Annotated in this window: 29 protein-coding genes and 3 pseudogenes; 27 read left to right on the forward strand and 5 right to left on the reverse strand. The window is 32.5% G+C overall.

Annotation, left to right across the window (positions count from 1 at the left end; translation table 11 throughout):
• From NCCP28_RS17085 to NCCP28_RS17125, 9 genes are all read left to right on the forward strand, one after another.
• Complete coding sequence (locus tag NCCP28_RS17085) at positions 1 to 1,371, forward strand: NAD(P)-binding domain-containing protein (protein WP_248562631.1); 1,371 nt, start codon at positions 1 to 3, stop codon at positions 1,369 to 1,371.
• A gap of 22 nt (positions 1,372 to 1,393) precedes the next feature.
• On the forward strand, positions 1,394 to 1,603 hold the full coding sequence (locus NCCP28_RS17090; protein ID WP_248562632.1) for a hypothetical protein: 210 nt from the start codon (positions 1,394 to 1,396) through the stop codon (positions 1,601 to 1,603).
• Positions 1,604 to 1,715: 112 nt separating this feature from the next.
• Entirely contained in the window at positions 1,716 to 2,054 is a 339-nt protein-coding gene (locus NCCP28_RS17095) for an ArsR/SmtB family transcription factor (RefSeq protein WP_248562633.1), read from the forward strand.
• Between the two features lie 113 nt (positions 2,055 to 2,167).
• On the forward strand, positions 2,168 to 2,353 hold the full coding sequence (locus tag NCCP28_RS17100; protein WP_248562634.1) for a hypothetical protein: 186 nt from the start codon (positions 2,168 to 2,170) through the stop codon (positions 2,351 to 2,353).
• Positions 2,354 to 2,432: 79 nt separating this feature from the next.
• Positions 2,433 to 2,777: an ArsR/SmtB family transcription factor gene (locus NCCP28_RS17105; protein ID WP_248562635.1), complete on the forward strand. Its 345-nt coding sequence runs from the start codon at positions 2,433 to 2,435 to the stop codon at positions 2,775 to 2,777.
• Between the two features lie 15 nt (positions 2,778 to 2,792).
• On the forward strand, positions 2,793 to 4,091 hold the full coding sequence (locus NCCP28_RS17110) for an arsenic transporter (RefSeq protein WP_248562636.1): 1,299 nt from the start codon (positions 2,793 to 2,795) through the stop codon (positions 4,089 to 4,091).
• A gap of 60 nt (positions 4,092 to 4,151) precedes the next feature.
• The gene (locus tag NCCP28_RS17115; RefSeq protein WP_248562637.1) at positions 4,152 to 5,795 is read left to right on the forward strand and encodes an FAD-dependent oxidoreductase; all 1,644 of its coding nucleotides are present in this window, start codon (positions 4,152 to 4,154) and stop codon (positions 5,793 to 5,795) included.
• 184 nt (positions 5,796 to 5,979) lie between these two features.
• Positions 5,980 to 6,162, forward strand: coding sequence for a hypothetical protein (locus NCCP28_RS17120; RefSeq protein WP_248562638.1), 183 nt, complete (start codon positions 5,980 to 5,982; stop codon positions 6,160 to 6,162).
• Positions 6,163 to 6,244: 82 nt separating this feature from the next.
• Positions 6,245 to 6,430, forward strand: a complete 186-nt coding sequence (locus NCCP28_RS17125) for a hypothetical protein (protein ID WP_248562639.1) — start codon at positions 6,245 to 6,247, stop codon at positions 6,428 to 6,430.
• Between the two features lie 232 nt (positions 6,431 to 6,662).
• Here NCCP28_RS17125 and NCCP28_RS17130 read toward each other — a convergent pair whose 3' ends face one another.
• Positions 6,663 to 7,058 (reverse strand): DUF3888 domain-containing protein, encoded by a 396-nt coding sequence (locus NCCP28_RS17130; protein ID WP_248562640.1) that lies wholly within the window; start codon positions 7,056 to 7,058, stop codon positions 6,663 to 6,665.
• Positions 7,059 to 7,567: 509 nt separating this feature from the next.
• Here NCCP28_RS17130 and NCCP28_RS17135 point away from each other — a divergent pair.
• The 17 genes and pseudogenes from NCCP28_RS17135 to NCCP28_RS17215 all read left to right on the forward strand — a co-directional run bounded on the left by NCCP28_RS17135 (position 7,568) and on the right by NCCP28_RS17215 (position 20,131).
• Complete coding sequence (locus NCCP28_RS17135) at positions 7,568 to 7,828, forward strand: metal-sensitive transcriptional regulator (protein ID WP_144454610.1); 261 nt, start codon at positions 7,568 to 7,570, stop codon at positions 7,826 to 7,828.
• A 78-nt stretch (positions 7,829 to 7,906) separates the two neighbouring features.
• Positions 7,907 to 8,132: pseudogene (locus NCCP28_RS17140) on the forward strand (sulfurtransferase TusA family protein).
• Positions 8,133 to 8,197: 65 nt separating this feature from the next.
• The gene (locus NCCP28_RS17145; RefSeq protein WP_248562641.1) at positions 8,198 to 8,677 is read left to right on the forward strand and encodes a DsrE/DsrF/DrsH-like family protein; all 480 of its coding nucleotides are present in this window, start codon (positions 8,198 to 8,200) and stop codon (positions 8,675 to 8,677) included.
• A gap of 33 nt (positions 8,678 to 8,710) precedes the next feature.
• Complete coding sequence (locus tag NCCP28_RS17150; protein WP_248562642.1) at positions 8,711 to 9,073, forward strand: rhodanese-like domain-containing protein; 363 nt, start codon at positions 8,711 to 8,713, stop codon at positions 9,071 to 9,073.
• 24 nt (positions 9,074 to 9,097) lie between these two features.
• The gene (locus NCCP28_RS17155) at positions 9,098 to 9,394 is read left to right on the forward strand and encodes a rhodanese-like domain-containing protein (protein WP_248562643.1); all 297 of its coding nucleotides are present in this window, start codon (positions 9,098 to 9,100) and stop codon (positions 9,392 to 9,394) included.
• Positions 9,395 to 9,447: 53 nt separating this feature from the next.
• Positions 9,448 to 10,023, forward strand: a complete 576-nt coding sequence (locus NCCP28_RS17160) for a sulfurtransferase TusA family protein (protein WP_248562644.1) — start codon at positions 9,448 to 9,450, stop codon at positions 10,021 to 10,023.
• Between the two features lie 18 nt (positions 10,024 to 10,041).
• Positions 10,042 to 10,435: pseudogene (locus NCCP28_RS17165) on the forward strand (DsrE/DsrF/DrsH-like family protein).
• A gap of 46 nt (positions 10,436 to 10,481) precedes the next feature.
• Complete coding sequence (locus NCCP28_RS17170) at positions 10,482 to 11,609, forward strand: MBL fold metallo-hydrolase (RefSeq protein WP_220459928.1); 1,128 nt, start codon at positions 10,482 to 10,484, stop codon at positions 11,607 to 11,609.
• 23 nt (positions 11,610 to 11,632) lie between these two features.
• On the forward strand, positions 11,633 to 11,860 hold the full coding sequence (locus NCCP28_RS17175) for a sulfurtransferase TusA family protein (RefSeq protein WP_182104112.1): 228 nt from the start codon (positions 11,633 to 11,635) through the stop codon (positions 11,858 to 11,860).
• Positions 11,861 to 11,910: 50 nt separating this feature from the next.
• Complete coding sequence (locus tag NCCP28_RS17180; protein WP_182104111.1) at positions 11,911 to 12,687, forward strand: sulfite exporter TauE/SafE family protein; 777 nt, start codon at positions 11,911 to 11,913, stop codon at positions 12,685 to 12,687.
• A 302-nt stretch (positions 12,688 to 12,989) separates the two neighbouring features.
• Positions 12,990 to 14,045 carry a flavin-containing monooxygenase gene (locus NCCP28_RS17185; protein WP_248562645.1) on the forward strand — a complete coding sequence of 352 codons (1,056 nt, stop codon included), beginning with the start codon at positions 12,990 to 12,992 and terminating at the stop codon, positions 14,043 to 14,045.
• A 106-nt stretch (positions 14,046 to 14,151) separates the two neighbouring features.
• Positions 14,152 to 14,520 carry an ArsR/SmtB family transcription factor gene (locus tag NCCP28_RS17190; protein ID WP_182104110.1) on the forward strand — a complete coding sequence of 123 codons (369 nt, stop codon included), beginning with the start codon at positions 14,152 to 14,154 and terminating at the stop codon, positions 14,518 to 14,520.
• Positions 14,513 to 16,642 carry a heavy metal translocating P-type ATPase gene (locus NCCP28_RS17195; protein ID WP_182104109.1) on the forward strand — a complete coding sequence of 710 codons (2,130 nt, stop codon included), beginning with the start codon at positions 14,513 to 14,515 and terminating at the stop codon, positions 16,640 to 16,642. The genes NCCP28_RS17190 and NCCP28_RS17195 overlap by 8 nt, the downstream gene beginning before the upstream one ends.
• Positions 16,643 to 17,091: 449 nt before the next feature.
• On the forward strand, positions 17,092 to 17,367 hold the full coding sequence (locus NCCP28_RS17200) for an HU family DNA-binding protein (protein ID WP_182104108.1): 276 nt from the start codon (positions 17,092 to 17,094) through the stop codon (positions 17,365 to 17,367).
• A gap of 552 nt (positions 17,368 to 17,919) precedes the next feature.
• Complete coding sequence (locus NCCP28_RS17205; protein WP_182104107.1) at positions 17,920 to 18,063, forward strand: hypothetical protein; 144 nt, start codon at positions 17,920 to 17,922, stop codon at positions 18,061 to 18,063.
• A gap of 426 nt (positions 18,064 to 18,489) precedes the next feature.
• A complete protein-coding gene (locus tag NCCP28_RS17210; protein WP_182104106.1) occupies positions 18,490 to 19,032 on the forward strand; it encodes a DUF6932 family protein in 543 nt (180 codons plus the stop codon).
• Between the two features lies 1 nt (position 19,033).
• Positions 19,034 to 20,131: a hypothetical protein gene (locus NCCP28_RS17215; RefSeq protein ID WP_182104105.1), complete on the forward strand. Its 1,098-nt coding sequence runs from the start codon at positions 19,034 to 19,036 to the stop codon at positions 20,129 to 20,131.
• Positions 20,132 to 20,191: 60 nt separating this feature from the next.
• Here the strand turns inward: NCCP28_RS17215 and NCCP28_RS23885 are convergent.
• The 4 genes and pseudogenes from NCCP28_RS23885 to NCCP28_RS17220 all read right to left on the reverse strand — a co-directional run.
• Positions 20,192 to 20,272 (reverse strand): annotated as a pseudogene (locus tag NCCP28_RS23885) (peptidoglycan-binding domain-containing protein); the annotation flags it as partial.
• A gap of 892 nt (positions 20,273 to 21,164) precedes the next feature.
• Positions 21,165 to 21,515, reverse strand: a complete 351-nt coding sequence (locus tag NCCP28_RS23890; protein WP_182104114.1) for an Abi family protein — start codon at positions 21,513 to 21,515, stop codon at positions 21,165 to 21,167.
• 157 nt (positions 21,516 to 21,672) lie between these two features.
• The gene (locus NCCP28_RS23895; RefSeq protein ID WP_182104104.1) at positions 21,673 to 21,879 is read right to left on the reverse strand and encodes an Abi family protein; all 207 of its coding nucleotides are present in this window, start codon (positions 21,877 to 21,879) and stop codon (positions 21,673 to 21,675) included.
• Positions 21,880 to 22,106: 227 nt separating this feature from the next.
• Positions 22,107 to 22,772 (reverse strand): winged helix-turn-helix domain-containing protein, encoded by a 666-nt coding sequence (locus NCCP28_RS17220; RefSeq protein ID WP_182104103.1) that lies wholly within the window; start codon positions 22,770 to 22,772, stop codon positions 22,107 to 22,109.
• Positions 22,773 to 22,937: 165 nt separating this feature from the next.
• Here NCCP28_RS17220 and NCCP28_RS17225 point away from each other — a divergent pair, with 165 nt between their 5' ends.
• On the forward strand, positions 22,938 to 23,267 hold the full coding sequence (locus NCCP28_RS17225) for a four-helix bundle copper-binding protein (RefSeq protein WP_016204449.1): 330 nt from the start codon (positions 22,938 to 22,940) through the stop codon (positions 23,265 to 23,267).
• Positions 23,268 to 23,318 lie beyond the last annotated feature (51 nt).

The following is a 23,318-nucleotide window of genomic DNA, read 5'->3' on the forward strand; positions in this document are numbered from 1 at the left end:
ATGTCTGAATTTAATATCTTAACACCTTGCTGTCAGCCATCTGATGAAACTCAAGAAAATACATTTATCTATAATAAATTACCTATTGCAATTGTTGGGGCAGGTCCTGTAGGTTTAGCTGCTGCAGCTCATTTGATCCAATATAAGCAAAAAGTTATTCTACTAGAAGCTGGAACTGAAGTGGGAGCAAACATTCTAACGTGGAAACATATAAGGTTATTCTCACAGTGGAAATATAACATTGATAAAGCAGCATCTTCTTTATTAGAAAAATATAAATGGGAAAAGCCGAATTTAGAAGAAATACCTACCGGTAAAGAACTAGTAGAAAAATATTTAATCCCTTTATCAAAGATTCCAGAAATACAAGAAGTATTAGCCTTAAATACAAAAGTCATTTCTATAGCAAAAAAAAATATCGATAAACTGAAGACTGCTAACCGAGAGAATGTTCCATTTGTTATTTATACAGAGCATAAAGGATCTATTCAAGCTATTGAAGCAAAAGCTATCATTGATGCGACTGGTACATGGGGAAATCCTAATCCGGCTAACTCCAACGGCGTTTGGATACAAGAGGAAAAAAATCTAAAGGATAAAATCTTTTATGGGATGCCTGATATCTTAGGAGATAGTATTAATCGTTATAAAAATAAGAAAGTAGCGGTTATTGGAAGTGGACACTCCGCCATTAATGCACTATTGGAATTAGGTACATTAAAGGAAATGAATCCTCAAACTGAAATTGTATGGATCATCCGTAAAGAACGAGTAGAGGAAGCATATGGCGGAGAGGAAAAGGATGCACTGGAAGCGAGGGGAATATTAGGTAGCAGAATTCATGAACTGGTAGATAAAGGGATGGTTCAAGTGTACACTTCGTTTAGAGTCGAGCAACTGAAAGAAAGTGATCAATCGACACTTAATATTAATGGAGAAGTGAAAGGAGAAAAATATAGTATTGAATTGATTGAAGAAGCTATTGTTAATACAGGAAATCGTCCTAACTATTCTTTTTTAAGTGAATTGCGTACAAAAATCGATTTTGCTACTGAAAGCGTGGAGGCTATTTCTTCTTTAATTGATCCTAATTTGCATAGCTGTGGAACAGTTCGTCCACATGGTGAAAAGGAACTGAGACAACCGGAAAAGAACCTATATATAGTTGGATCTAAAAGCTATGGTAGAGCTCCAACTTTCTTAATGGCTACAGGATATGAACAGGTGCGATCAATAGCAGCATTTATTGCAGGGGACATTGAGTCCTCAGAAAAAGTAGAGCTGGATTTACCTGAAACAGGGGTTTGTAGTGTGAATCTCTTAAATACCAATCGTAATAATAGTTGTGATACCGATTCTTGTTGCTCATAATAATTAATAATGAGGGAGAAATATGGTTATAAATAAGGGTGGAAATCTAAGCAAAGAGTATTTTAAAGCTTACTTAGAACTAATCATGAATAGTTTAGGTATATCCATTGAATTAGCGAAGGAGAAGGCTTTTTCAAGATTATTTAGTAATAAAGAAAGTACATTAGGATATATATCTTATAACAATTTCATCTGTGCTTATTCCGAATTAGAGAAGGAATTAGCTCATTAAAATAGGATGATATAAAAAGCGAAAATAAGAGTTTAAGCAGCTCTTATTTTCTTGTATACTTGGGGTACCCAATTAATGATGAAGTTAATTAAAATGGAATGGATGATTACTGATGTCTACAGAACAATTAGATACTGCTGCAAATATTTTAAAACTTTTAGGGGATAAGACAAGATTATCCATAATGGGAATGCTTATGATCCATGACTGCTGTGTATGTGAGTTTGTGGATGTATTTCAAATGTCTCAACCAGCTATAAGCCAACATTTGAGAAAATTAAAAGATGCCGGTTTAGTTAAAGAACAGAAAAAAGGACAATGGGTTATCTATTCGTTAGACCAACAAAATCAACTTTTTCCTATGATAAAAGATATTCTAAAGTTCGTACCGGACCAAAATGAGAAATTTATCTGGCTAGAAAAAAACGGATTGCGCATTTCTTGTGATTAAATATAAAGGGGTTAATGTGGTTGACATTAACTTTTTAGTACATTAATATATAAGCATATAATTATATAAGAAAACCAAATGACATTAATAACAATTATTATTGGAGGTGCTCCATGAAATACTTTCTTTTTTTCTTTGTTTTATTATCGATTGCCTGTTTTGTTTTTATTGATAATAAGCAGAATAAAGAAAAGGATATAACATTTATCTATTGGTTATTTTTAATTGGAATGTTAGGTCCGATTGGGCTAGGTATTTATGTTCTTTGTACGAAGAAAAAAAGAGAGAGCATGGATTAGTTTGTTTCTTATATAAGTAAATAATAATATAGTTATATTTATGTAAATTAGGATTAGTAATAAAGGGAGGTGGATAAAAATGATAATAGAACATGAATCCTTAAAGGATACAGCAAATGTATTAAAGCTTTTAGGGGATAAAACTAGACTATCCATGGTAAGCATGTTGGCTGAACAAGAATGCTGTGTATGTGAATTTGTTGAGATATTTGAAATGTCACAGCCTTCTATAAGTCAACATTTAAGAAAGATGAGAGATCTTGGAATTGTGAGAGAACAAAGAAAAGGACAATGGGTAGTTTATTCTTTAAATACATTAAGTGAATACTACTTATTAATAAGAGAATTATTAAAGCATGTACCAAGTCAGCAAGAAAAGTTTGATTGGCTAGAGAAAAAAGGATTAAGAATTACATGTTATTAATGGAGGTTAACAACTTTGTTACAAACAATATTAGCAACAATTATATTTTTATTAACCCTGACATTAGTTATCTGGCAACCGAAAAATCTTTCAATCGGTTGGTCTGCTTGTGGTGGTGCGATATTGGCACTTATTGTAGGTGTAGTTGATTTTAATGATGTCGTCGATGTAACTGGGATTGTTTGGAATGCTACACTGGCATTCGTTGCAATTATTATTATTTCACTAATATTAGATGAAATTGGATTTTTTGAATGGGCAGCTCTACATATGGCAAGGGTTGCTGGTGGTAATGGTCTAAAGATGTTTGTTTATGTCTCTATACTAGGAGCAATAGTTGCAGCGTTATTTGCAAACGATGGAGCAGCCCTAATTCTAACGCCAATCGTTCTAGCAATGGTTAGAGCATTGAAATTAGAAGAGAAAATGGTTTTTCCCTTTATCATAGCAAGTGGTTTTATTGCTGATACTACATCATTACCTTTAGTTGTGAGTAATTTGGTAAACATTGTATCTGCTGATTTCTTTAATATCGGATTTGTAGAATATGCTTCCCGAATGATTGTACCAAATATTTTCTCATTAGTGGCAAGTATCCTCGTGTTGTATTTATATTTTCGCAAGAGGATTCCAAAGGTTTATGATTTAAAGCAATTAAAAGTACCACAAGATGCAATCAAAGACCTAAAGATGTTTCGTTTATCTTGGTTGATTTTAGCGGTATTGCTTGTTGGTTATTTCGTGAGCGAATTTCTGTCGATTCCAGTTTCACTCATCGCTGGTGTAATCGCTATTATTTTCCTTGTATTTGCAAGAAGAAGCGCAGCTGTTTCTATTAAAAAAGTAGTCAAGGGTGCTCCGTGGGCAATTGTATTCTTCTCTATTGGAATGTATGTCGTAATTTATGGACTGCGTAATGTTGGTTTAACTGACCTCCTTTCAAGTGTTATTCAGACAGCTGCAGACCAAGGATTATTTGTTGCAACCCTGGGAATGGGATTCATTGCAGCTATCATATCTTCCATCATGAATAATATGCCAACAGTACTTATTGATGCTTTAGCCATTGCAGATACAAATGCTACTGGAGTAATAAAAGAGGGGTTAATTTACGCTAATGTTATTGGATCTGATTTAGGTCCTAAGATAACACCAATCGGTTCGTTAGCAACGTTGTTATGGCTTCACGTTCTATCTCAAAAAGGTGTAAAAATATCATGGGGAACTTATTTTAAAACAGGTATTATCTTAACTATTCCAACCCTTTTGATTACTCTAATAGGCTTATATCTATGGCTTTCCATTCTTTCATAATGAAAAGGAATTATTAATTATACAGAGTAATATTGATACTAACTTTTGGAGGATATAATCATGAAAGTACTAATTATAGGATCTGTGGCAGCAGGAACATCCGTAGCTGCAAAAGCACGTAGGAATGATGAAAATGCGGAAATCACTCTATATAATGCAGACTACGACATCTCTTATTCCATATGCGGAATTCCCTATTTTCTAGGTGGAGAAGTAGAAGACCTGGAAATATTAACCCCAAGAAGTGCAGCTTGGTTTAAAAAGCGATATAACGTAGATATCTTTACACGTCACGAAGTAACTTCTATTGATGCGAGAGTAAAGAAAGTTCAAGTTATGAACCTAGATACAAATGAAATAAAAGAGGACACTTATGATGTATTGGTTTTTGCTACAGGGGCTTCTCCAATTAAACCTAATATTGATGGAGTATATGGAGAGCATGTATTTCAAGTTCGTACAATACAAAATACTGCAGCAATTGATCAATATATGAAAGCAAATCAACCAAAGAAGGCAACGATTATAGGAGCTGGCTATATTGGTTTAGAAATGGCAGAACAGCTTACTCATAGAGGATTAGATGTAACAATCGTACAACGCAGTAACCATGTAATGGCACATATGGATAAAGATATCGCTTCAAGAGTCGAAGAACATTTAGTTAAAAAAGGAGTAAACCTCATCTTAAATGATGAAGTAACTGCTATAAATAAGAAGGAAGTAAAAACTAAATCAGGAAAAGCTATTGAAACGGATATTGTTATATTAGCTACGGGTGTTCGTCCAAATACACAATTGGCTAAGGAAATCGGTGTTGAAATTGGTGCTACTGGAGCTATCGCAGTTAACACTAAAATGCAAACTAACCTTCCTGATGTATATGCTGTTGGTGATGTTGCTGAAAGTTACTCTGTAATTACAGGAAAACCTATCTATCGTCCATTAGGAAGTACAGCTAACAAAATGGGAAGAATAGCTGGAGATGTAATAACGGGAGGTTCTTTAGAACACCGAGGTATTTTAGGTACCGGCATCTTAAGAGTATTTGATTTGGCTGTTGGTCAAACAGGTATGAATGAGATAGAAGCTTTAGAAGAAGGCTATGATATTGAAATACTTCATAATATTAAGCCGGCCAGAGCAGAGTACCTTGGAGGAAAAGAATTAGTTATTAAAGCAATTGCAGATAGAGAAACTGGCAGAGTATTAGGTGTACAAATAGTAGGGGAAGAAGGCGTGGATAAACGGATTGATGTATTTGTAACAGCAATGACGTTTAAAGCAAAAGCAGAAGATTTATTCCATCTTGATCTTGCCTATGCACCTCCATTCAGTACAACAAAAGATCCAGTAATGTACACTGGAATGGCTCTGCAAAATGCTATTGAAAAGAAGAATAAGCTAATTACACCCAAGGAACTAACGGAGAGAATAGAAAAAGGAGAAGCCATTCAAGTTATTGATACACGGGCACCAAAACAATATAATGTATCAAAAGTGGCGACGGCAATAAATATACCACTAGGTCAATTGCGTGAGAAATGTAAAGAACTTGATCCCCATTTGCCAACAGTAACTTACTGTAATGGTGGAGTAACTGGGAATGCTGCACAAAATGTTATGCGTAACTTAGGGTTTAACGATATCTATAATCTTTCTGGTGGTAATAAGAATTATCAAAACTATATGAAGAACAATTAATCGATCAAAAGATTCTAGGTTTACCTGGGGTCTTTTTTTTCGCTAAAATAGCAGTTTAGCTTAACAAGGAAAATTTGTTTTCGTTGTAGAATAACCATTGATGAGTATTTATTAATTATAGCTATTGAATGATACATATCAGTTATGGAAAATAGGATAGTAATTAACTTTGGAAGGGGTCTATATGGAAAATACATTAGAAATGAGAATAGAGGCATCTTTTTCTTTGAATTTTCTAGTTTACATTCAAAATATATATATAAATCAAAACCAAAATAAAGATCAATTGAAATTTCCATACATAGCATTGAAGTATGAGTTCCCAAAAGACTTCGAAAAGCGTTATAGAGAGAGAGTTATGGAGTGAAATATCGAAGCGAGTTTCCTCAGAGCATCCCATAAATGATATTTTCAATGAAGAAAAAAACATAATTTATCAGAGTTTATTCATGGAGGACAATGTTACCTTAAATGAATTTGAAGAGATTTATTTATCCTTCAAAGTATGGTGGAACAGTTTAGCTGGTTGTTTTTCGATAGAACGATCTATTGATGCTCCTTTAGATGAAGTTTATAAATTATTGGCGAATTTACTTATAGAAAAAAGAATCAAACCAAAAAATACTTGGATATAAGTTTAATTTATGATGAGTGTTTATTGGGAGATATAGAACCAACATTTTACTTTTCTATTTTTACTATAGATGATTGGTTTATAAACCGTAAAAAGTTAATCCCTAAATTACAGTTAAGTATTCATTAATTAATTGGTATTATGTTCAGAATAGCTACCAACCAATAAAGCATCTAATCTTATTTTAGATAGGGAGTTTAGTTTGAATAAATAACTGAATGTAGACACCCTTCTTACAAAGGGTGTCTGCATTCAGTTATTTCGTTTGGTTTTAACCTTTTTCTTTTGAAATCAATAGCCCGCCACTCTATGGATTTTTCATTACTAAAAGTAATTGTCACTAAATCATTAGGAGGACTGTGAGCACCTTCAAATGTTGTTACGTGCACGGTGACATTAAATAAGTAAGTGCCTATTGGAAGCTTCTTAATTTGAGTTATTTCACCACAATAATTTTGTTTAATTTCGCCATATTGCTTCTTTAATTCTTGTTGAATTGAGGGATAAAGCATAATATAAATCAAGTCATCACGCAACTGTATATCATTTTTAGTTACGGTTTCTGCTTGAACAGGAGAATAAGAGAAAAGAGTTAGGCAAGCAAACAATATTAAATTGCTTTTTTTCATATAGAACCTCCATTCAATGTTGCTCTTATTATGAACGATTAAAGAAATTCTTATTAAACTAACGGGGTAACATTCTTCTAATAAATGAAAAATTAGAAAAGGGGCAGCATTCCTATATTAAATGAAAAGATCCATTCTTATGGCATTAACGTGGAGTTTTGTTTAAGTGAAGATGTTCATAAAGAGTTTGAGTTGTCCAAAGTTTACCCATTTCAACCGATGTAAGAGAATTATTTTCATCTTTTTCATTCTTCTTAATTCTAACGGTTTTAAAATACTCATAGCGTTTAAAAAATTTGACCGCTAAACTAATTACGGTCTTTTTATAAAATTCATTATTGACAATATACCTATAGGGGTATAATATAAAAATTGTCAGTGAAAATATTTCATCTGCTGATACTTCCTTTATAAATTAAAATCCTAATATAAATGCTAAAAGTTAAAACACTAGTTATATATAAGTGGCAACATTACATGATTATTTACTATAAAAGGAGAGGAAAAAAATGGATTATAATGAACAAATAAAAAATAGAGTTAAACGTATAGAAGGACAATTAAGAGGAATCTTAAAAATGATGGAAGATAATAAAGATTGCAAGGAAGTAATTACACAATTATCTGCATCAAGAACTGGAATTGACCGAACGATAGGATTAATTGTTAGCTCAAATTTGATTGAATGTGTTAGGGAAGCTGATAAAAATGGCGAGAATACAGAGGAATTAGTAAAAGAAGCTGTAAACCTACTTGTAAAAAGCAGATAAAAAAGAGTTGACACCTTCTCTTTTTTTAACTATTCTATATACCTATAGGGGTAACGGTATAATAAAGGATAATTACTAGTGGAAATTGACAAATTGTTAGATGCAAAAGGATTAGTATGTCCGATGCCAATTGTAAAAACAAAGAAGGCAATGACTGAACTTGAAAATGGTTAAATATTAGAAATTCATACTACAGATAAAGGGGCAATAAATGATCTTTCAGCGTGGTCTAAAACAGTAGGTCACGAATTATTGAGTCAAAAAGAAGAAAACAGTATTGAATTTTTTGATTAGAAAGGGTTAATTTTTTTGTTGCTTATAATACCTATACGGGTATTGGTTATATTATTATTTATTGGAGGTAACAACATGACTGAAAAGAAAAAAACAACCATTGTACTATTTAGTGGTGATTATGATAAAGCGATGGCAGCTTATATTATAGCTAATGGTGCTGCAGCTTATGATCATGAGGTAACTATTTTCCACACTTTTTGGGGGTTAAATGCCTTACGTAAGGATGAAAATATTACCTTAAAAAAAGGATTTATGGAAAGAATGTTTGGCAAGATGATGCCTAGAGGTGCTGATAAAATGGGGCTTTCCAAGATGAACTTTGCTGGAATGGGTCCTAAGTTGATTAAGGATATTATGAAAAAGCATAACGCTATGCCTTTACCACAATTAATTGAAATGGCTCAAGAACAAGAAGTAAAACTTGTAGCTTGCACCTTGACAATGGATTTATTAGGACTAAAACAAGAAGAGTTATTAGGGAACATAGAATATGCAGGTGTTGCTGCTTATTTAGCGGATGCTGAAAATGGAAATGTTAATCTATTTATCTAACGAAGTAAAAGTTTGTTTAAAGGAGGTTTTAATTTGGCCTATTTAAATTATGTTGTCCTTGCATTATTACTATTTTTCTTAATGAGAAGGTTTTTACCGATAAAGGGAGTTAACACTATTACCACTAATGAATTAAAAAAAGAAATAAATAATAAGAACAAACAATTTGTTGATGTTAGAACAAATGGAGAGTTTAAAGGAAACCATATTAAAGGTTTTAAAAATATACCACTTAATCAACTTGCTCAAGTTGCAGAAAAAGACCTTTCGAAGGAAAAAGAAGTTATCGTAATTTGTCAAAGTGGAGTGAGAAGTCAACGAGCAAGTAAAGTCTTAAAAAGCTTAGGTTTTAAAAACATCACTAACGTTAAAGGCGGAATGAATGCTTGGTTTTAAAATAAATAGAAGGAGAACTAACTAATGAAACAAATGACCGTAAAAGAAGTAGAGGCTCTAATAAACGAAGGAAAGAAATTAAATATTATTGATGTACGAGAGGTGGATGAAGTTACCACTGGGAAAATACCAAGTGCTGTTAATATCCCATTAGGGTTAATTGAGTTTCGCATGCATGAATTAGATAAGACTATTGAATATATCATGGTATGCCGTTCTGGTGCAAGAAGTGGTCGTGCCACACAATTCCTTGAGGATTATGGATTTAATGCCATTAATATGACTGGTGGAATGCTTGCTTGGGAAGGAAAAGTAGAATAAATTTTTTTGAGGTATAAAATACCCTTGTGGGTATAAATGTGGAGGATGAAAAAATGGAGAATATAAAAGCTAATACAATTCTAGATGCTAAAGGTTTAGCATGTCCGATGCCAATTGTTAAAACAAAAAAAGAAATGAAAAACTTAGATGCAGGGCAAGTATTGGAAGTTCAAACGACGGATAAAGGCTCTAAAGCAGACATAAAAGCTTGGGCTGAAAGCACTGGACAACAATATCTAGGAACAATAGAAGAAGGGGAAGTGCTGAAGCATTATTTGCGTAAATCTTCTAATGAAGAATCGAATGAAAAAAAACACCCAAATATTATTAGCAATGAAGAACTAGAAAAGAAAATAGATGTGGATAAGAACATTGTAGTTATTGATGTTAGAGAAAATGCAGAATTTGCTTTTAACCATATTCCTAACGCTATCTCTATTCCATTGGGAGAATTGGAAAACAAAATGAATGTTTTAAACAAAAATGCTGAAATTTATATAGTATGTCGAACAGGAAATCGTAGCGATCTTGCTGCACAAAAGTTAACTGAAAATGGATTTAATAATGTAATTAATGTTGAACAAGGTATGAGTCAATGGAGTGGGAAAACAATTAGTATAAATGATTAAAAAATGGGGGAATTAACGATGAACAAAAAAGTAGCAATTATTGCAAGTAATGGTGGATTATTTGATGCTTATAAGGTTTTTAACATTGCAACTGCAGCTGCTGCAACGGATCAAGAAGTCTGTTTTCTTTACTTTTTGAAGGGTTGAATTGATTCATAAGGAAGCATATAAGCAATTAATCATGCCTGAAGGTAAGGAGCTAGTTTGCAGAAGGATTTATTAAAGCAAATGTTCCTCCCATTCCAGAATTAGTGGCTATGGCAAAAGAAATGGGAGTTAAATTTATAGGTTGTCAAATGACAATGGATGTTATGGATTGGTAAAAGAAAATTTTGTCGATGGAATCGAAGTAGGCGGAGCAGTAACATTTTTGGAATTTGCAAAGGATGCAGATGTAACTTTAACTTTTTAATATAAAATATTTTTTTAAATGAAATAATACCACAGGGGGTATAAAGGTGACTGTTAATGTAATGACTTCAAAAGATGTAACGAAAAAAGTTATGAATAAAGAAGAGTTGTTTATTCTTGATGTTCGAAATGAGAGTGATTTTAACGATTGGAAGATTGAAGGAGAAAACTTTGGATATTTAAATATTCCTTATTTTGAATTACTTGATGGCGTGGATGAAATTATAGGTGAAATCTCCACTAATAAAGAAGTACTAGTGGTTTGTGCAAAGGAAGGATCATCGGTAATGGTAGCAGAAATGCTTTCTGATGTTGGATTAAATGTTTTCTATTTAAAGGGTGGAATGAAGGCATGGAGTGAGCATTTAAAACCAGTTAAGATTGGTGACTTGAATGATGGTGGTGAAATTTATCAATTTGTTCGAGTAGGTAAAGGATGTCTATCCTACATGGTGTTATCAGAAGGAGAAGCAGTAGTAATCGATTCAACGCGTATGACAGATATCTATCTTGATTTTGCAGTAAGTAAGGGAGTAAAAATTAGACACGTATTTGATACGCACCTTCATGCAGACCATATTTCCGGAGGACGTACAATTGCTGAGAAAACTGGTGCTGTCTATTGGTTACCACCTAAGGATGCCACGGAAGTGACTTTTTCTTACCAGCCATTAGAAGATGGAAATGATGTAACAATTGGTAATGCAACCATTCATATTGCAGCATTGTATTCACCTGGACATACGATTGGATCAACTTCATTTATTGTGGATGATAAATACTTGCTTTCAGGTGATATTTTGTTCATTGATTCTATCGGAAGGCCTGATCTATCAGGTATGGCAGAAGACTGGGTCAGTGATTTAAGAGAGACATTATATAAACGCTACAAAGAATTGTCAGATGAACTAATTGTTCTACCAGCACACTTTATGATTATAGACGAGTTGAATGAGGATGGTAGCGTAGCGGAAAAACTTGGGAAATTGTTTACAAAAAACCATGGACTCAATATCGATAATGAAAACGAGTTTAGAAAATTAGTAACTGAAAACTTGCCGCCACAGCCAAATGCATATCAAGAAATTCGTGAGACAAATATGGGGAAAATAAACCCGGAAATAGATAAACAACGTGAGATGGAAATTGGACCTAATCGTTGTGCGGTTCGTTAATTATTAACTAGGAGGAATAACAAATGAATTCAAATAAAGTATTAGATGCTAAAGGTTTAGCTTGTCCAATGCCGATTGTAAAGACAAAAAAAGCAATGGGAGATATTGAAACAGGTGAAGTTTTAGAAGTCCATACAACAGATAAAGGAGCGCTAAACGATTTAACAGCTTGGGCTAAATCAGGAGGACATGAATTAATAAAACATGAAGACGAAAATGGAGTATTAAAATTCTGGATTAAAAAAGGTTGAAAATAAAGGGGACCAAATAAGGTTCCCTTTTTTTAAAGAGGTGTAACAACATGGATATTACTATTATAGCTACAATTTTTGTTATTGGATTTGTTGGTTCTTTTATTTCTGGGATGTTAGGAATTGGTGGTGCTATCATCAACTATCCCATCTTGCTATATATACCAGTAATGTTAGGCGTAGGACATTTTACAGCACATGAAGTTTCAGGGATTACTGCCATTCAAGTGTTTTTTGCAACACTCGGAGGTGTTTTAGCCTATCGTAAGGATGGATTTCTAAATAAAACGTTAATCATTTACATGGGAGTAAGCATATTAACTGGAAGCTTTATTGGGGGACTCAGTTCTACTCATATGCCGGAGAATGGAATAAATATTGTTTATGGAATCTTAGCTCTTATTGCCGTTATTATGATGTTTCTTCCTAAAAGAGGTGTTGAGGATATTCATTTTGATCAAATAAGGTTTAACAAATGGCTTGCATCCTTGTTTGCGTTCATAGTCGGTATTGGTGCAGGGATTGTAGGTGCAGGTGGAGCATTCCTTATAGTTCCGATTATGCTTGTAGTCCTAAAAATACCAACAAGAATGACGATTGCATCCTCCTTAGCCATTACATTGATTTCATCTATTGGGGCTGTTTCAGGTAAAATCGCAACAGGAAATATACCAATACTACCTGCGATTATTATGGTTGTGGCTAGCTTAATTGCTTCGCCAATAGGTGCCAACTTGGGTAAAAAAATGAACACAAAAGTGTTACAAGGGACAATGGGTCTATTAATTTTAGCTACAGCAGTGAAGACTTGGTTATCTATCTTATAAAAATAATCTTGCATAAAATTAATGGATTCCATAAATATGTTTGCTAAGCCCTATGGTTATGGTCATTATATAATTCATTTACATTAATTAATTTTAGGTTGAGTACACGCTTTTCCTTTTTTCTTATTTTCTTCAAAACCATTAATATTATATAAAAAAGGCATATCTCTTCCAATAAAGATGTGCTAAGATAATCAAATTTATAATGATACAAAATAAAATAAAAAATTAGATTGGAACTTTTGGATTTAAATGGTATTATTTGTATATGAATAAGTATTCATATACAAAGGAGTGTTTATATGTATGACACTTTAATAATTGGATCTGGTCAAGCCGGTATATCTATAGGATATTACTTGAAAAAAACAAATCAAAAGTTTCTTATTATAGATAAAGCTTCAGAAATAGGAGACAGTTGGAAAGAAAGATATGATTCCTTAGTATTATTTACCCCAAGAATGTATAACTCCTTACCTGATATAAAAATGGAGGGAGACCCCCATGGCTTTCCAAATAAAGATGAAGTAGCAGACTACTTAAGAAATTATGTTGAGGAATACGATATTCCAGTTAGACTTCATACTGAAGTAATAAATGTCATAAAACAAAATGAAACTTTTATAGTAAAAACAAAGGATGAAAAATTTGAGACAATAAATCTTGTTATAGCATCTGGTCCCTTTCAGGTACCTAATATTCCATCTTTAGCAAAACACTTACCATCTAACATCCAACAAATACATTCATCAGAGTATCTAAATCCAAAGCAACTAACCGATGGCAATGTATTGGTTGTAGGTGGTGGCAATAGTGGTGCTCAAATAGCAGTTGAACTTTCAGAAGAAAAAGAAACGTATCTATCCTATAGTGGTAAGCTTACTTACCTTCCTTTAGTTCTCAAAAATAAAAGTATTTTTTGGTGGCTCGATAAATTAGGAGTTTTGAATGCAAGTAATGATTCTAGATTAGGGAAGTTCATTCAAAAAAAAGGTGATCCGATATTTGGGTATGACTTAAAACATGCTATTAAGCAAAAAAAAATAATCCCAAAGGGAAGAGTAGTTGATGTAAAGGATGACCATATCATATTTAAAGACTTATCAACTTTAAAAGTAAACAATATTGTATGGGCTACTGGTTTTAAAAGCTCGTTATCTTGGCTAGGGATAGCTGACCTTTACGATGCTGATGGGAGAATAATACACCATAGGGGTGTTACAAAAATAAAAGGACTTTTTTTTATAGGTCTACCTTGGCAATACCGACGTGGTTCAGCATTGCTTCAAGGTGTTGGATATGATGCTGAATATATAGTAAACCAAATAACTAATTCTAATTCAAAAGCTGCTTTTTAGGTGGCTTTTTATTTTTTCTCTTCATTCAAATAAACACTTGAATATAATGACGGGGAAAGGGTATACTATATTCAAATATACATTTGAATGAATATGAGGTGATGTTATGAATAAAAAAGATACTTGTGAAATTTATTGTTACGACGAAGAAAAAGTCAATCGAATACAAGGAGATTTGAATAAGGTTGATTTCTCTAGTTTATCCCAATTGCTAAAATCCATAGCTGATGAAAATAGAGCAAAGATTACCTATGCCTTGTGCCAAGACAAAGAATTATGCGTTTGTGATGTGGCAAATATTATTGGTGCAAGCGTTGCTAATGCTTCTCATCATTTAAGAACTCTTCATAAGCAAGGTATTGTTAACTATAGGAAGGAAGGGAAATTAGCGTTTTACTCCTTAGGTAATGAACATATTCGGCAAATAATGATGATTGCTCTAACTTATAATAATGAGGTGAAAGTAAATGTCTGATCAGCAAGGAAAACTATCCGAACAAGAAATGAAAGCATATCGTGTTCAAGGTTTCACTTGTACGAACTGTGCAGCCAAATTCGAAGACAATGTTAAAAACCTTCCTGGAGTACAAGATGCAAAAGTGAATTTTGGAGCATCTAAGGTTTATGTTCAAGGAAACACAACAATTGGAGAATTAGAAAAAGCCGGAGCTTTTGAGAATCTAAAAATTCGTGATGAAAAAGAACAACAAGTAGAACGAGAACCCTTTTGGAAACAAAAAGAAAACATTAAAGTATATATTTCCGCCATATTACTAGTTATAACTTGGTTTATAGGAGAGCAATTTGGAGAAGAACATGTTCTTACGAATATTGGCTATGCAGCATCTATTGTTATTGGAGGATATTCTTTATTCTTAAAAGGGCTAAAAAATCTTGTTCGGTTAAATTTTGATATGAATACGCTGATGACCATTGCGATAATAGGTGCTGCTATTATTGGTGAATGGGGTGAAGGCGCAACAGTTGTTATTTTATTTGCAATTAGTGAAGCATTAGAGCGCTATTCAATGGATAAAGCACGTCAATCTATTGAATCACTAATGGATATCGCTCCAAAAGAAGCGTTAATTCGTCGTGGAAATGAAGAGATGATAATTCATGTAAATGATATACAAGTTGGAGACATCATGATTGTTAAGCCTGGACAAAAACTAGCGATGGATGGGACAGTTGTCAAAGGAACATCTACACTGAATCAGGCAGCCATTACAGGTGAAAGTGTTCCTGTGACAAAAACTATTGACGATGAGGTTTTTGCAGGAACATTAAATGAAGAAGGACTACTTGAAGTAAGAGTAACGAAACGAGTAGAAGACACGACATTATCTAAAATTATTCACCTTGTTGAAGAAGCACAAGCTGAACGAGCACCTTCTCAAGCGTTTGTTGATAAATTTGCAAAATACTATACACCTGCAATTGTTATTCTGGCAGTTTTAATAGCAGTAATTCCTCCGTTGTTTGGTGGTGATTGGAGTGAATGGATTTATCAAGGTTTGGCTGTACTAGTTGTCGGTTGTCCTTGTGCATTAGTTGTTTCTACTCCTGTTTCCATCGTAACTGCTATAGGGAATGCTGCAAAAAATGGCGTTCTAATAAAAGGTGGAATTCATTTAGAAGAAACAGGACACTTAAAAGCAATTGCATTTGATAAAACAGGAACTTTAACTAAAGGTGTTCCAGCTGTTACGGATGTAGTTACTTTTAACGGAAATAAAGAACAATTATTAAAAGTTACAGCAGCTATTGAAAAAGGTTCACAGCATCCCCTTGCTTCCGCCATTTTAAGAAAAGCAGAAGAAACAGGATTGAATATAAATGAAGTGATTGTAGAAGATTTTCAATCCATTACAGGTAAGGGTGTAAAAGCAAGAGTTAGTAATGAAATGTACTATGTTGGAAGCCCTAACCTATTCCAAGAATTACATGGCAAGATTGAAAGTTCCATTGAAGAACATATTACCCGTATGCAAACTGAGGGTAAAACTGTTATGGTTCTAGGAACAAATCAAGAGATCCTTTCATTAATTGCTGTAGCTGATGAAATTAGAGAATCTTCCAGAGAAGTAATAGACAAGTTAAACAAATACGGAATTGAAACAGTTATGCTAACTGGTGATAATGAAAGGACTGCGTTAGCCATTGGAAAACAAGTTGGTGTTTCGGATATTAAAGCTGATTTGCTTCCAGAGGATAAACTAAATTATATTAAAGAACTTCGTGGCAAACATCAAAGTGTTGCAATGGTTGGAGACGGTGTAAACGATGCGCCAGCACTAGCAGCTTCAACAGTAGGTGTGGCTATGGGAGGTGCTGGAACTGATACAGCACTAGAAACAGCAGATATTGCTCTAATGTCTGATGATTTAAGTAAATTACCGTATACGATTAAATTAAGCCGCAAAGCTTTAACCATTATCAAGCAAAACATTACTTTCTCTTTGGCTATAAAATTATTAGCTTTAGTCTTAGTAATTCCTGGCTGGTTAACATTATGGATAGCCATATTTGCTGATATGGGAGCAACCCTTTTGGTAACATTAAATAGTTTAAGGTTATTAAAGGTAAAGAATTAATAACTTTATTAGGTGGTATTCCTGTTTTTAGCAGGAATGCCTTTTTTTAACAAGGAACAAATCAAAAATATAAGCAAGGGTAGATACAGAGAAGCCCTTTATCATCTTCAATAGAATAAAAAACAAATATCCTAGGTCAGTTTTCTAAAAATGATGTATATGTTAGAAAACAAAGGAATTTCATAAAATATTTTATGAAGTCCAAACGGGGTTGCATTCCAATAATAAATAATAAAGTACCTAGTGAATAAGTTTGTGAAAAATAACACTTAAACAATAGGGGGCGTTTGTTCCATAAGAGAACTTCCTAAATGGTATATATTATTTTACATCTTACACTACCTTTTGTTGAGGCTACAAGTCAATTAGCTTTATAATTGCGAATTAAAAAAGTTTGTGGAATACTAAAAGAGTTCTACTTAAGGACTGATTTTAGGAGGTACATATTTATGAACAAAACAGATCTTATTAACGCGGTAGCCGAAAGCTCTGAACTATCGAAAAAAGATTCAATTAGAGTAGTTGACTCCGTAATGGAAACAATCACAACAGCATTGAAAAATGGTGATAAAGTGGAGATTATTGGATTTGGAGCTTTCTCAGTTAGTGAACGTGCGGCAAGAAAAGGCCGTAATCCTCAAACTGGCGAGGAAATTGAAATTGCAGCAAGCAAAGTACCTTCATTTAAAGCAGGAAAAAACCTGAAGGATGCTGTGAAAGAATAAGAACTTTAGTATGGTAGGGGATTAATCCTCTACCTCTTTTAATATTCCTTCTTATTAATAAAGCTTAGAACTAAAAGATAGGTGATTAAATGAACTGTAAAATATGCAAGTTGCTATTGGTTTGGAAAGATCCTCAGTCTCTCCAGAGGTTTGTGGTTGGGAAATTAACCTATAGAAGAGAGGATTCTCTTATTCATCAGATAACTTACAAAAGGCAGTAGAGGTTGGCTTCACAAATTATCCGATTTTTCCAGATTTAGAAGAGCATTATGAAATCCAAGGTCAACTATTCCCTGGGTTGATGAATCGTTTGCCCAATAAAAACAGGCCCAATTATCCTGAAATTCTTAGAAAGTATAATTTGGATATCACTAGTACTGATATGGAGATCCTTGGAGCCACTCGTGGTCGTTTAGGAACAGATTGTTTTGAATTTGTACCGACTGGAATAGTGAATAAAGTAATTATGAAAGTGTCTTTTAAATAACAGATATCCTCGTTGTTTAAACGCTCACTTATCTTATATATGATAACAATAACAAAATTAATGTAATGGAAGAAAAATCAGATAAGAAACAAAATGAAATTGAAGGTATGAAAAATGATACCGCAGTTGGAGCTGGAAGCGCAGCAGCAATCCTAGGTGGAGGTTACGGTATTATAAGATTAGTAAAACGAAGGAAAAACGGAAAATAGAACAGCAAAAGCCACTCATTCGATTAGGCTTTTTTACTTCTTTGCATATTGATAATAAAGCTTTAAATGCTTTTCTGGAAGCCATTCTCTCTTTCTTGAGTCAGAGTAGTATTCTAGGAACGCTAATTTCTCCTTCTCATCAAAGGACTTAGCTTGATTATAATGATCTTCGCAATACCAATGTATTTTTTCAGGATTATCCCACGGCTTAAAAGGAAAACAGTGTACATCAGCCTGTTATCATACAAGCTAACCCTTTGCATTTATCTTCAAATTTCATCAAATTGTCTCGCTTCTTTAAATAAAGTATGCTTATTAATATAATGCGCTTATCTTAGTTTTATTAAAAGGAACTTTTTTAAAAGCTAGTATTAATCCAATACATGTTGTAATATTTTACTATTACATATATAGGTGTGGTGAACAATGACAAATATCCCTAATTTTATTGATGATTATCATTTGCCTCCTGGCGAACATGAATGTACATTTGAAGATATAGAGACACGCTTCTTGTCTACAGAAATTCGAACAAAACGTTGGGATTCTTTTATTGCTTTATTAAAAAGATTGAATGAACTTAAATTAATTCCTGAAGCAGTTTTAGTAAACGGTAGTTTTGTCACCGGGAGAAATGAACCAGGAGATGTTGATTTTTGTGCTTTGATACTACCTGATACAATTAGAGCTGCTCTACAAACAGATGATGACCATGATATTGGTGGGGTTCAGCTTTTTTTAAATCCAGATAATCAGGGTGCAATTAGAAATTTATTTGGTGCGCATTTATTATATGCAGATGGACAGCACATGTTTAATGGCTGGTCCCGCTTCTTTAGATTTGGCCAAAATGGACAATTAAGAGAACCAGATCCAAAAAAAGATCCTTCATGGGTATCCCGGCCACAAGAAAAAGGAATACTAAAAGTAAATAAAAGTGATATACTACGTTATATAGGGGGTGTCTAAAATGGTATCCGAAAGAGAACATGACATTAAAGATGCAATAAATAGTTTAAAAGAAGCAAAGCAAAACTTAAAAAGAATTGAAAAAGAATATGCAGAAGAACCTATATTATTAAAAATTTATAGTTACTCAGCAAAAGAAATGATCAGTAATCTTGAGAACCATTTAGAGTACCTACTAAAATTAGAAACTGAAACTGAACTTTCAATTAAAAGTGAAATAGACCCTCTTGATTTATGGATAAGAATAGAAGGTAAAAGTTTCCACAATGGTACAGGTCCAATTAACGTTGTTGGTTCGTACTTAAAGAAATTAAACACTGCTGTTAGACATAGTGCAAGATTAGTAAAAAAGAAATTTGAAGTTGCCAATGAACTAAATAATTTTTTCCCAACCTTCGAACTAGCTGCTACAGCTAAAGGTAGTTTAAAATTAGGTCTTCAAAATAATGTATCAAATAACTTAGATCAAATCATAGAGCCGACTTTATTCAACGTTGAAAATAAAGATAACACTTTAGAACAATTAAAACAGATTCAAACAATTAATGATATAACTGATAAAAGTATTACTGTTCTTTTTAAAGCTTTAGCATCAGCAAACGATGATACGTTTATCCGGGAGCTAACTAAAGAATACGATGAAGATGACGTAATTAAGCTAATTCATTACGCACAAGAATTGGCTCCAAGTTCTCGATCGTCAATTGATTTTATATCCTTTGAAGGTAATCAGATAAGAGATTTTAAAGAATTGAAAACCGATAAAAATACACGTAGTTATTTAAAGCAAAGGGCACAAAGACTGAGACAAAATAAAGTATTTATTGAAGGAACAGCATTTATTAAACAGTACACTGTTGACAGTGATAAAACTTACTACTCTTTAATTGCAAGATCCTTTAAATACGATAACAATAGTTTAGATGAAATAGAACTTAGATTAAATAAAGAAGAATTCTCAATTGAGCAAAAAGATGTTTATAATCAATTGATTTTCGTGAGTGGTTTTCTACATTATAATGCTAATAACCAACCTTATTTAATTGAAGCTGACTCAATCAACTTTGAGTTAGAAGAAATTTACGGTGATGGTGAATAAATTAAATAAGAACGAAAAATCCACGCGAAACAAGTGTGGATTTTTCGTTCTTATATTGTATTAAAATAATCTTTCAAAAGTCCAGTGCCCGACAACACCATCTACAATAAGACCATTTGTCTTCTGAAAAGCCTTCACAGCTGCTACTGTGTCTTTTCATAATGCCTTTAGGATTAAACCCGTGGTAGTACAGCATCCCTTGAATAAGTCTTGTCCACTTGCTCCAAGTAGTAGCCTTCTTAACAATTGATCTATCAGTAAATAGAAAGAATAAGAAAATGTTTAGTCACATACAGAAAAGCTTAAAAAGACCAGCTGCTTTTTCTAAGGTATTTACATAAAATAAAGTGGATGGATATAAACCTTTACAGCTAAGAACTTCTAGCCCTATTACTTTGTAGTAGGGCAATTTTATCTACGTATATTAATAATAATTTCTAACAAAAATTGATTTAGCCATGAAAATATAAATTAGCTTAAATAAATTTTATGAAAGATAATAATCAATATGATATTAAGCTAAGAGGTCGAACTTGTAGATATCGAGATTTTGCAGGATTTTACTCAAATCATTCTCGATTGAATTAAGATAGGTTATTTTATTGTGGGTTTAAATGACGGCTATAAATAGAAATTTCCTAAGACGAAAGAGGGAGTTATAATAAAGTTTATCAATCTACAAGTCTGCGTTAAATTAACATAAACGCTTATATTTTCTTAAAAATAAAAATGTCTAAACCCTTGGTATATATGGGATTAGACGTTTTTTTTATTATCTCATATTTTTAATCTAAGAAGGATTAACGCTTGTTTTAGGAGTTAACGCTCATTTTCTTCGTATATTTAAGAAATATGCGTTTGTTTATAGAGAGTTTTAGTTAAAAACAAAAATTAGAAAATAAAAAGACTCCGAATAATATGGAAGAAATCGCTTGTTTTTTAGTATTCACTTTTATTAAATTATTTTTCCATTTTGGCAGAAAACCAATGCAATAAAAGTCTAAATTTTCTTCATAATCAGATACAAGTGCATCTAGATCTGTAATAAATCTGTTTCCGTTAACAATCTTTGTGTGATATATATCGCAGCAAAAATAAAAAGGTTATCTATTGTCTTTATATCTTCTCGGAACAGTAGGGGGTTAAAGGGTAATTTTTTATTGTATAATTGTCCATAAAAAGCACAAATAATTCTGACATTTGATAATGTTTGTAACCAGCTATCTAAGTAAAGGTATGGGACATTAAAATAAATCTTTGCTAAATGGTTTATTAGATCTTCATTTAGATTTCTATAAAATTTTGACAGAAAACCAAATGAGGTCATTTCCAAATCTACCCAAATAGGAAGGTTATCATCATATTTCCTAAAATGATGCTCAATAAATAATTCGACTTTTCAACTTTTTATAGTTAGTGAATTTAGTTCATCTAAAGAATCTTGATAGAACTTTTCATTAATGAAATTATCCTTATGTTTGTATCTAAGAAAGCAAAATTTGTGACCAATCTCATAAGAGATATGCGTTCTAAATGCAATCTCAATGGATTCCAAAACTCCCATACTTTCTATCAAATTCATATAATGAGTACATTTTACTAGTTGTTGATTCCTTTAGATATTGTTCCTTATTATGTGGATCTTTAGAGGTGTGTCCGTAAGCAGTTAATCTATAATAATTTATTCTTTGTAGTATATTTTCGGTATTTTCAGAATCGTCTATGTGCAAATTTCTCTTTTTAAACAATTCAATTTGTTCTTTATATGTAGTAGGTTACTTAATTTGAGGTCTATTAATTTCAGTATTCAAATTAAATTTCTCCTTTAAATAAAATGACCCACCTTGGTTCGCGTTAACATACGTTAAGAGGCGTGGTGGGTTCTGTTAGAAAAATCATATCTGCTATTTATATATAATGTCAAGACACACGAATTTATTTTCCTGTTCAATTAAAAGGATATATTGAGAAATTATTAATCAAACTTCCATATATAACCCATTCCCCAAACAGTAATTAAATACTTATCTACAGGGAAACCAGCATCTCTAATTTTATCTCTAATATTACGAATATAAGATCGGAGCGTTTGAGTACTTATTTTGTGATCTTCCCAAATATTATCTATTAAAAAATCAGTGGACAAAACTTTGTTATCATTTTTTATCAGCATTTCTAAAATCTTTATCTCTATTTGACTTAGTGGAATTATTTTCTCTCTGTAATGTACTTTCCGTTTTTTTATATTTAATTCTAAGTTATTGTAAGTAAATATATCATTTCTTAATTTATTCTTATGCCTCAATAATGAGTTGATTCTGGCAATTAGCTCGTCCTCATATATTGGTTCAAATAAACAAACGTCTGCCCCACTTTTTAAAATATTAACAAGTGAATAATTTATATTGTTACTTATTACCGTGATAAAAGCAGGAGAAATTTTATTAATACTTATACAGATTGATTCCACTGTTATGGATAAATGTTCATCATATATTAAAACAATATCAATTAATGGAGAATAAATGTAATTTGGAATTTCTTCAATATTTATCGGTCCGATACAATTATATCCATTTCTTGTTAATAGAGTATTCCACTTTTCTTCAACACTTGCTCCAATTAACAAAATGTTATTCATTAAAACTCTCCTATTCTAACTTGAATTAGGTTTTAAATAGGATTATATAAGTGAAGTATGTAGAAATTTTGCAGATTAAGCATAAAAAGTTTGCACTTTTTATGCAGTTTATTTATTAAATCCATGGGAATAATATTCTTGTATAAATTAATAGGAGGGAAAAGAATGAATATGAACTACGAAGAATGTATTAAAGCGTGTTTGGAATGTATGAAAGCATGTAATTCTTGTTTTGATGCTTGTTTAAATGAAGAAGATATTAAAATGATGGCTCGTTGTATTAGATTAGATCGAGAGTGTGCGGATATCTGTAGTTTAGCCGCAAAAGCAATGCAGTCTAATAGCCCATTAGTAAAGGAAATATGTTTGTTATGTGCGGATATCTGTGAAAAGTGTGGGGAAGAATGTAAAAAGCACAGTCATCATGAACATTGTCTCCAATGCGCAGAATCTTGCTTTAAATGTGCAGAATTCTGTAGAAAAATGGTTTCTTAATAAAATGTAAAAAATCCTATAAGTTATATATACAAGTATAACTTATAGGAT

This window comes from Niallia sp. NCCP-28, from assembly GCF_023168165.1.
Lineage (GTDB): Bacteria > Bacillota > Bacilli > Bacillales > Cytobacillaceae > Niallia.

Bases quoted from the DNA above. Each gene is read 5' to 3' on its own strand.
- NCCP28_RS17085 (WP_248562631.1), top strand. From the start codon at position 1: ATGTCTGAATTTAATATCTTAACACCTTGCTGTCAGCCATCTGATGAA.
- NCCP28_RS17090 (WP_248562632.1), top strand. From the start codon at position 1,394: ATGGTTATAAATAAGGGTGGAAATCTAAGCAAAGAGTATTTTAAAGCT.
- NCCP28_RS17095 (WP_248562633.1), top strand. From the start codon at position 1,716: ATGTCTACAGAACAATTAGATACTGCTGCAAATATTTTAAAACTTTTA.
- NCCP28_RS17100 (WP_248562634.1), top strand. From the start codon at position 2,168: ATGAAATACTTTCTTTTTTTCTTTGTTTTATTATCGATTGCCTGTTTT.
- NCCP28_RS17105 (WP_248562635.1), top strand. From the start codon at position 2,433: ATGATAATAGAACATGAATCCTTAAAGGATACAGCAAATGTATTAAAG.
- NCCP28_RS17115 (WP_248562637.1), top strand. From the start codon at position 4,152: ATGAAAGTACTAATTATAGGATCTGTGGCAGCAGGAACATCCGTAGCT.
- NCCP28_RS17120 (WP_248562638.1), top strand. From the start codon at position 5,980: ATGGAAAATACATTAGAAATGAGAATAGAGGCATCTTTTTCTTTGAAT.
- NCCP28_RS17125 (WP_248562639.1), top strand. From the start codon at position 6,245: ATGGAGGACAATGTTACCTTAAATGAATTTGAAGAGATTTATTTATCC.
- NCCP28_RS17130 (WP_248562640.1), bottom strand. From the start codon at position 7,058: ATGAAAAAAAGCAATTTAATATTGTTTGCTTGCCTAACTCTTTTCTCT.
- NCCP28_RS17135 (WP_144454610.1), top strand. From the start codon at position 7,568: ATGGATTATAATGAACAAATAAAAAATAGAGTTAAACGTATAGAAGGA.
- NCCP28_RS17145 (WP_248562641.1), top strand. From the start codon at position 8,198: ATGACTGAAAAGAAAAAAACAACCATTGTACTATTTAGTGGTGATTAT.
- NCCP28_RS17155 (WP_248562643.1), top strand. From the start codon at position 9,098: ATGAAACAAATGACCGTAAAAGAAGTAGAGGCTCTAATAAACGAAGGA.
- NCCP28_RS17160 (WP_248562644.1), top strand. From the start codon at position 9,448: ATGGAGAATATAAAAGCTAATACAATTCTAGATGCTAAAGGTTTAGCA.
- NCCP28_RS17175 (WP_182104112.1), top strand. From the start codon at position 11,633: ATGAATTCAAATAAAGTATTAGATGCTAAAGGTTTAGCTTGTCCAATG.
- NCCP28_RS17180 (WP_182104111.1), top strand. From the start codon at position 11,911: ATGGATATTACTATTATAGCTACAATTTTTGTTATTGGATTTGTTGGT.
- NCCP28_RS17185 (WP_248562645.1), top strand. From the start codon at position 12,990: ATGTATGACACTTTAATAATTGGATCTGGTCAAGCCGGTATATCTATA.
- NCCP28_RS17190 (WP_182104110.1), top strand. From the start codon at position 14,152: ATGAATAAAAAAGATACTTGTGAAATTTATTGTTACGACGAAGAAAAA.
- NCCP28_RS17195 (WP_182104109.1), top strand. From the start codon at position 14,513: ATGTCTGATCAGCAAGGAAAACTATCCGAACAAGAAATGAAAGCATAT.
- NCCP28_RS17200 (WP_182104108.1), top strand. From the start codon at position 17,092: ATGAACAAAACAGATCTTATTAACGCGGTAGCCGAAAGCTCTGAACTA.
- NCCP28_RS17205 (WP_182104107.1), top strand. From the start codon at position 17,920: ATGGAAGAAAAATCAGATAAGAAACAAAATGAAATTGAAGGTATGAAA.
- NCCP28_RS17210 (WP_182104106.1), top strand. From the start codon at position 18,490: ATGACAAATATCCCTAATTTTATTGATGATTATCATTTGCCTCCTGGC.
- NCCP28_RS17215 (WP_182104105.1), top strand. From the start codon at position 19,034: ATGGTATCCGAAAGAGAACATGACATTAAAGATGCAATAAATAGTTTA.
- NCCP28_RS17220 (WP_182104103.1), bottom strand. From the start codon at position 22,772: ATGAATAACATTTTGTTAATTGGAGCAAGTGTTGAAGAAAAGTGGAAT.
- NCCP28_RS17225 (WP_016204449.1), top strand. From the start codon at position 22,938: ATGAATATGAACTACGAAGAATGTATTAAAGCGTGTTTGGAATGTATG.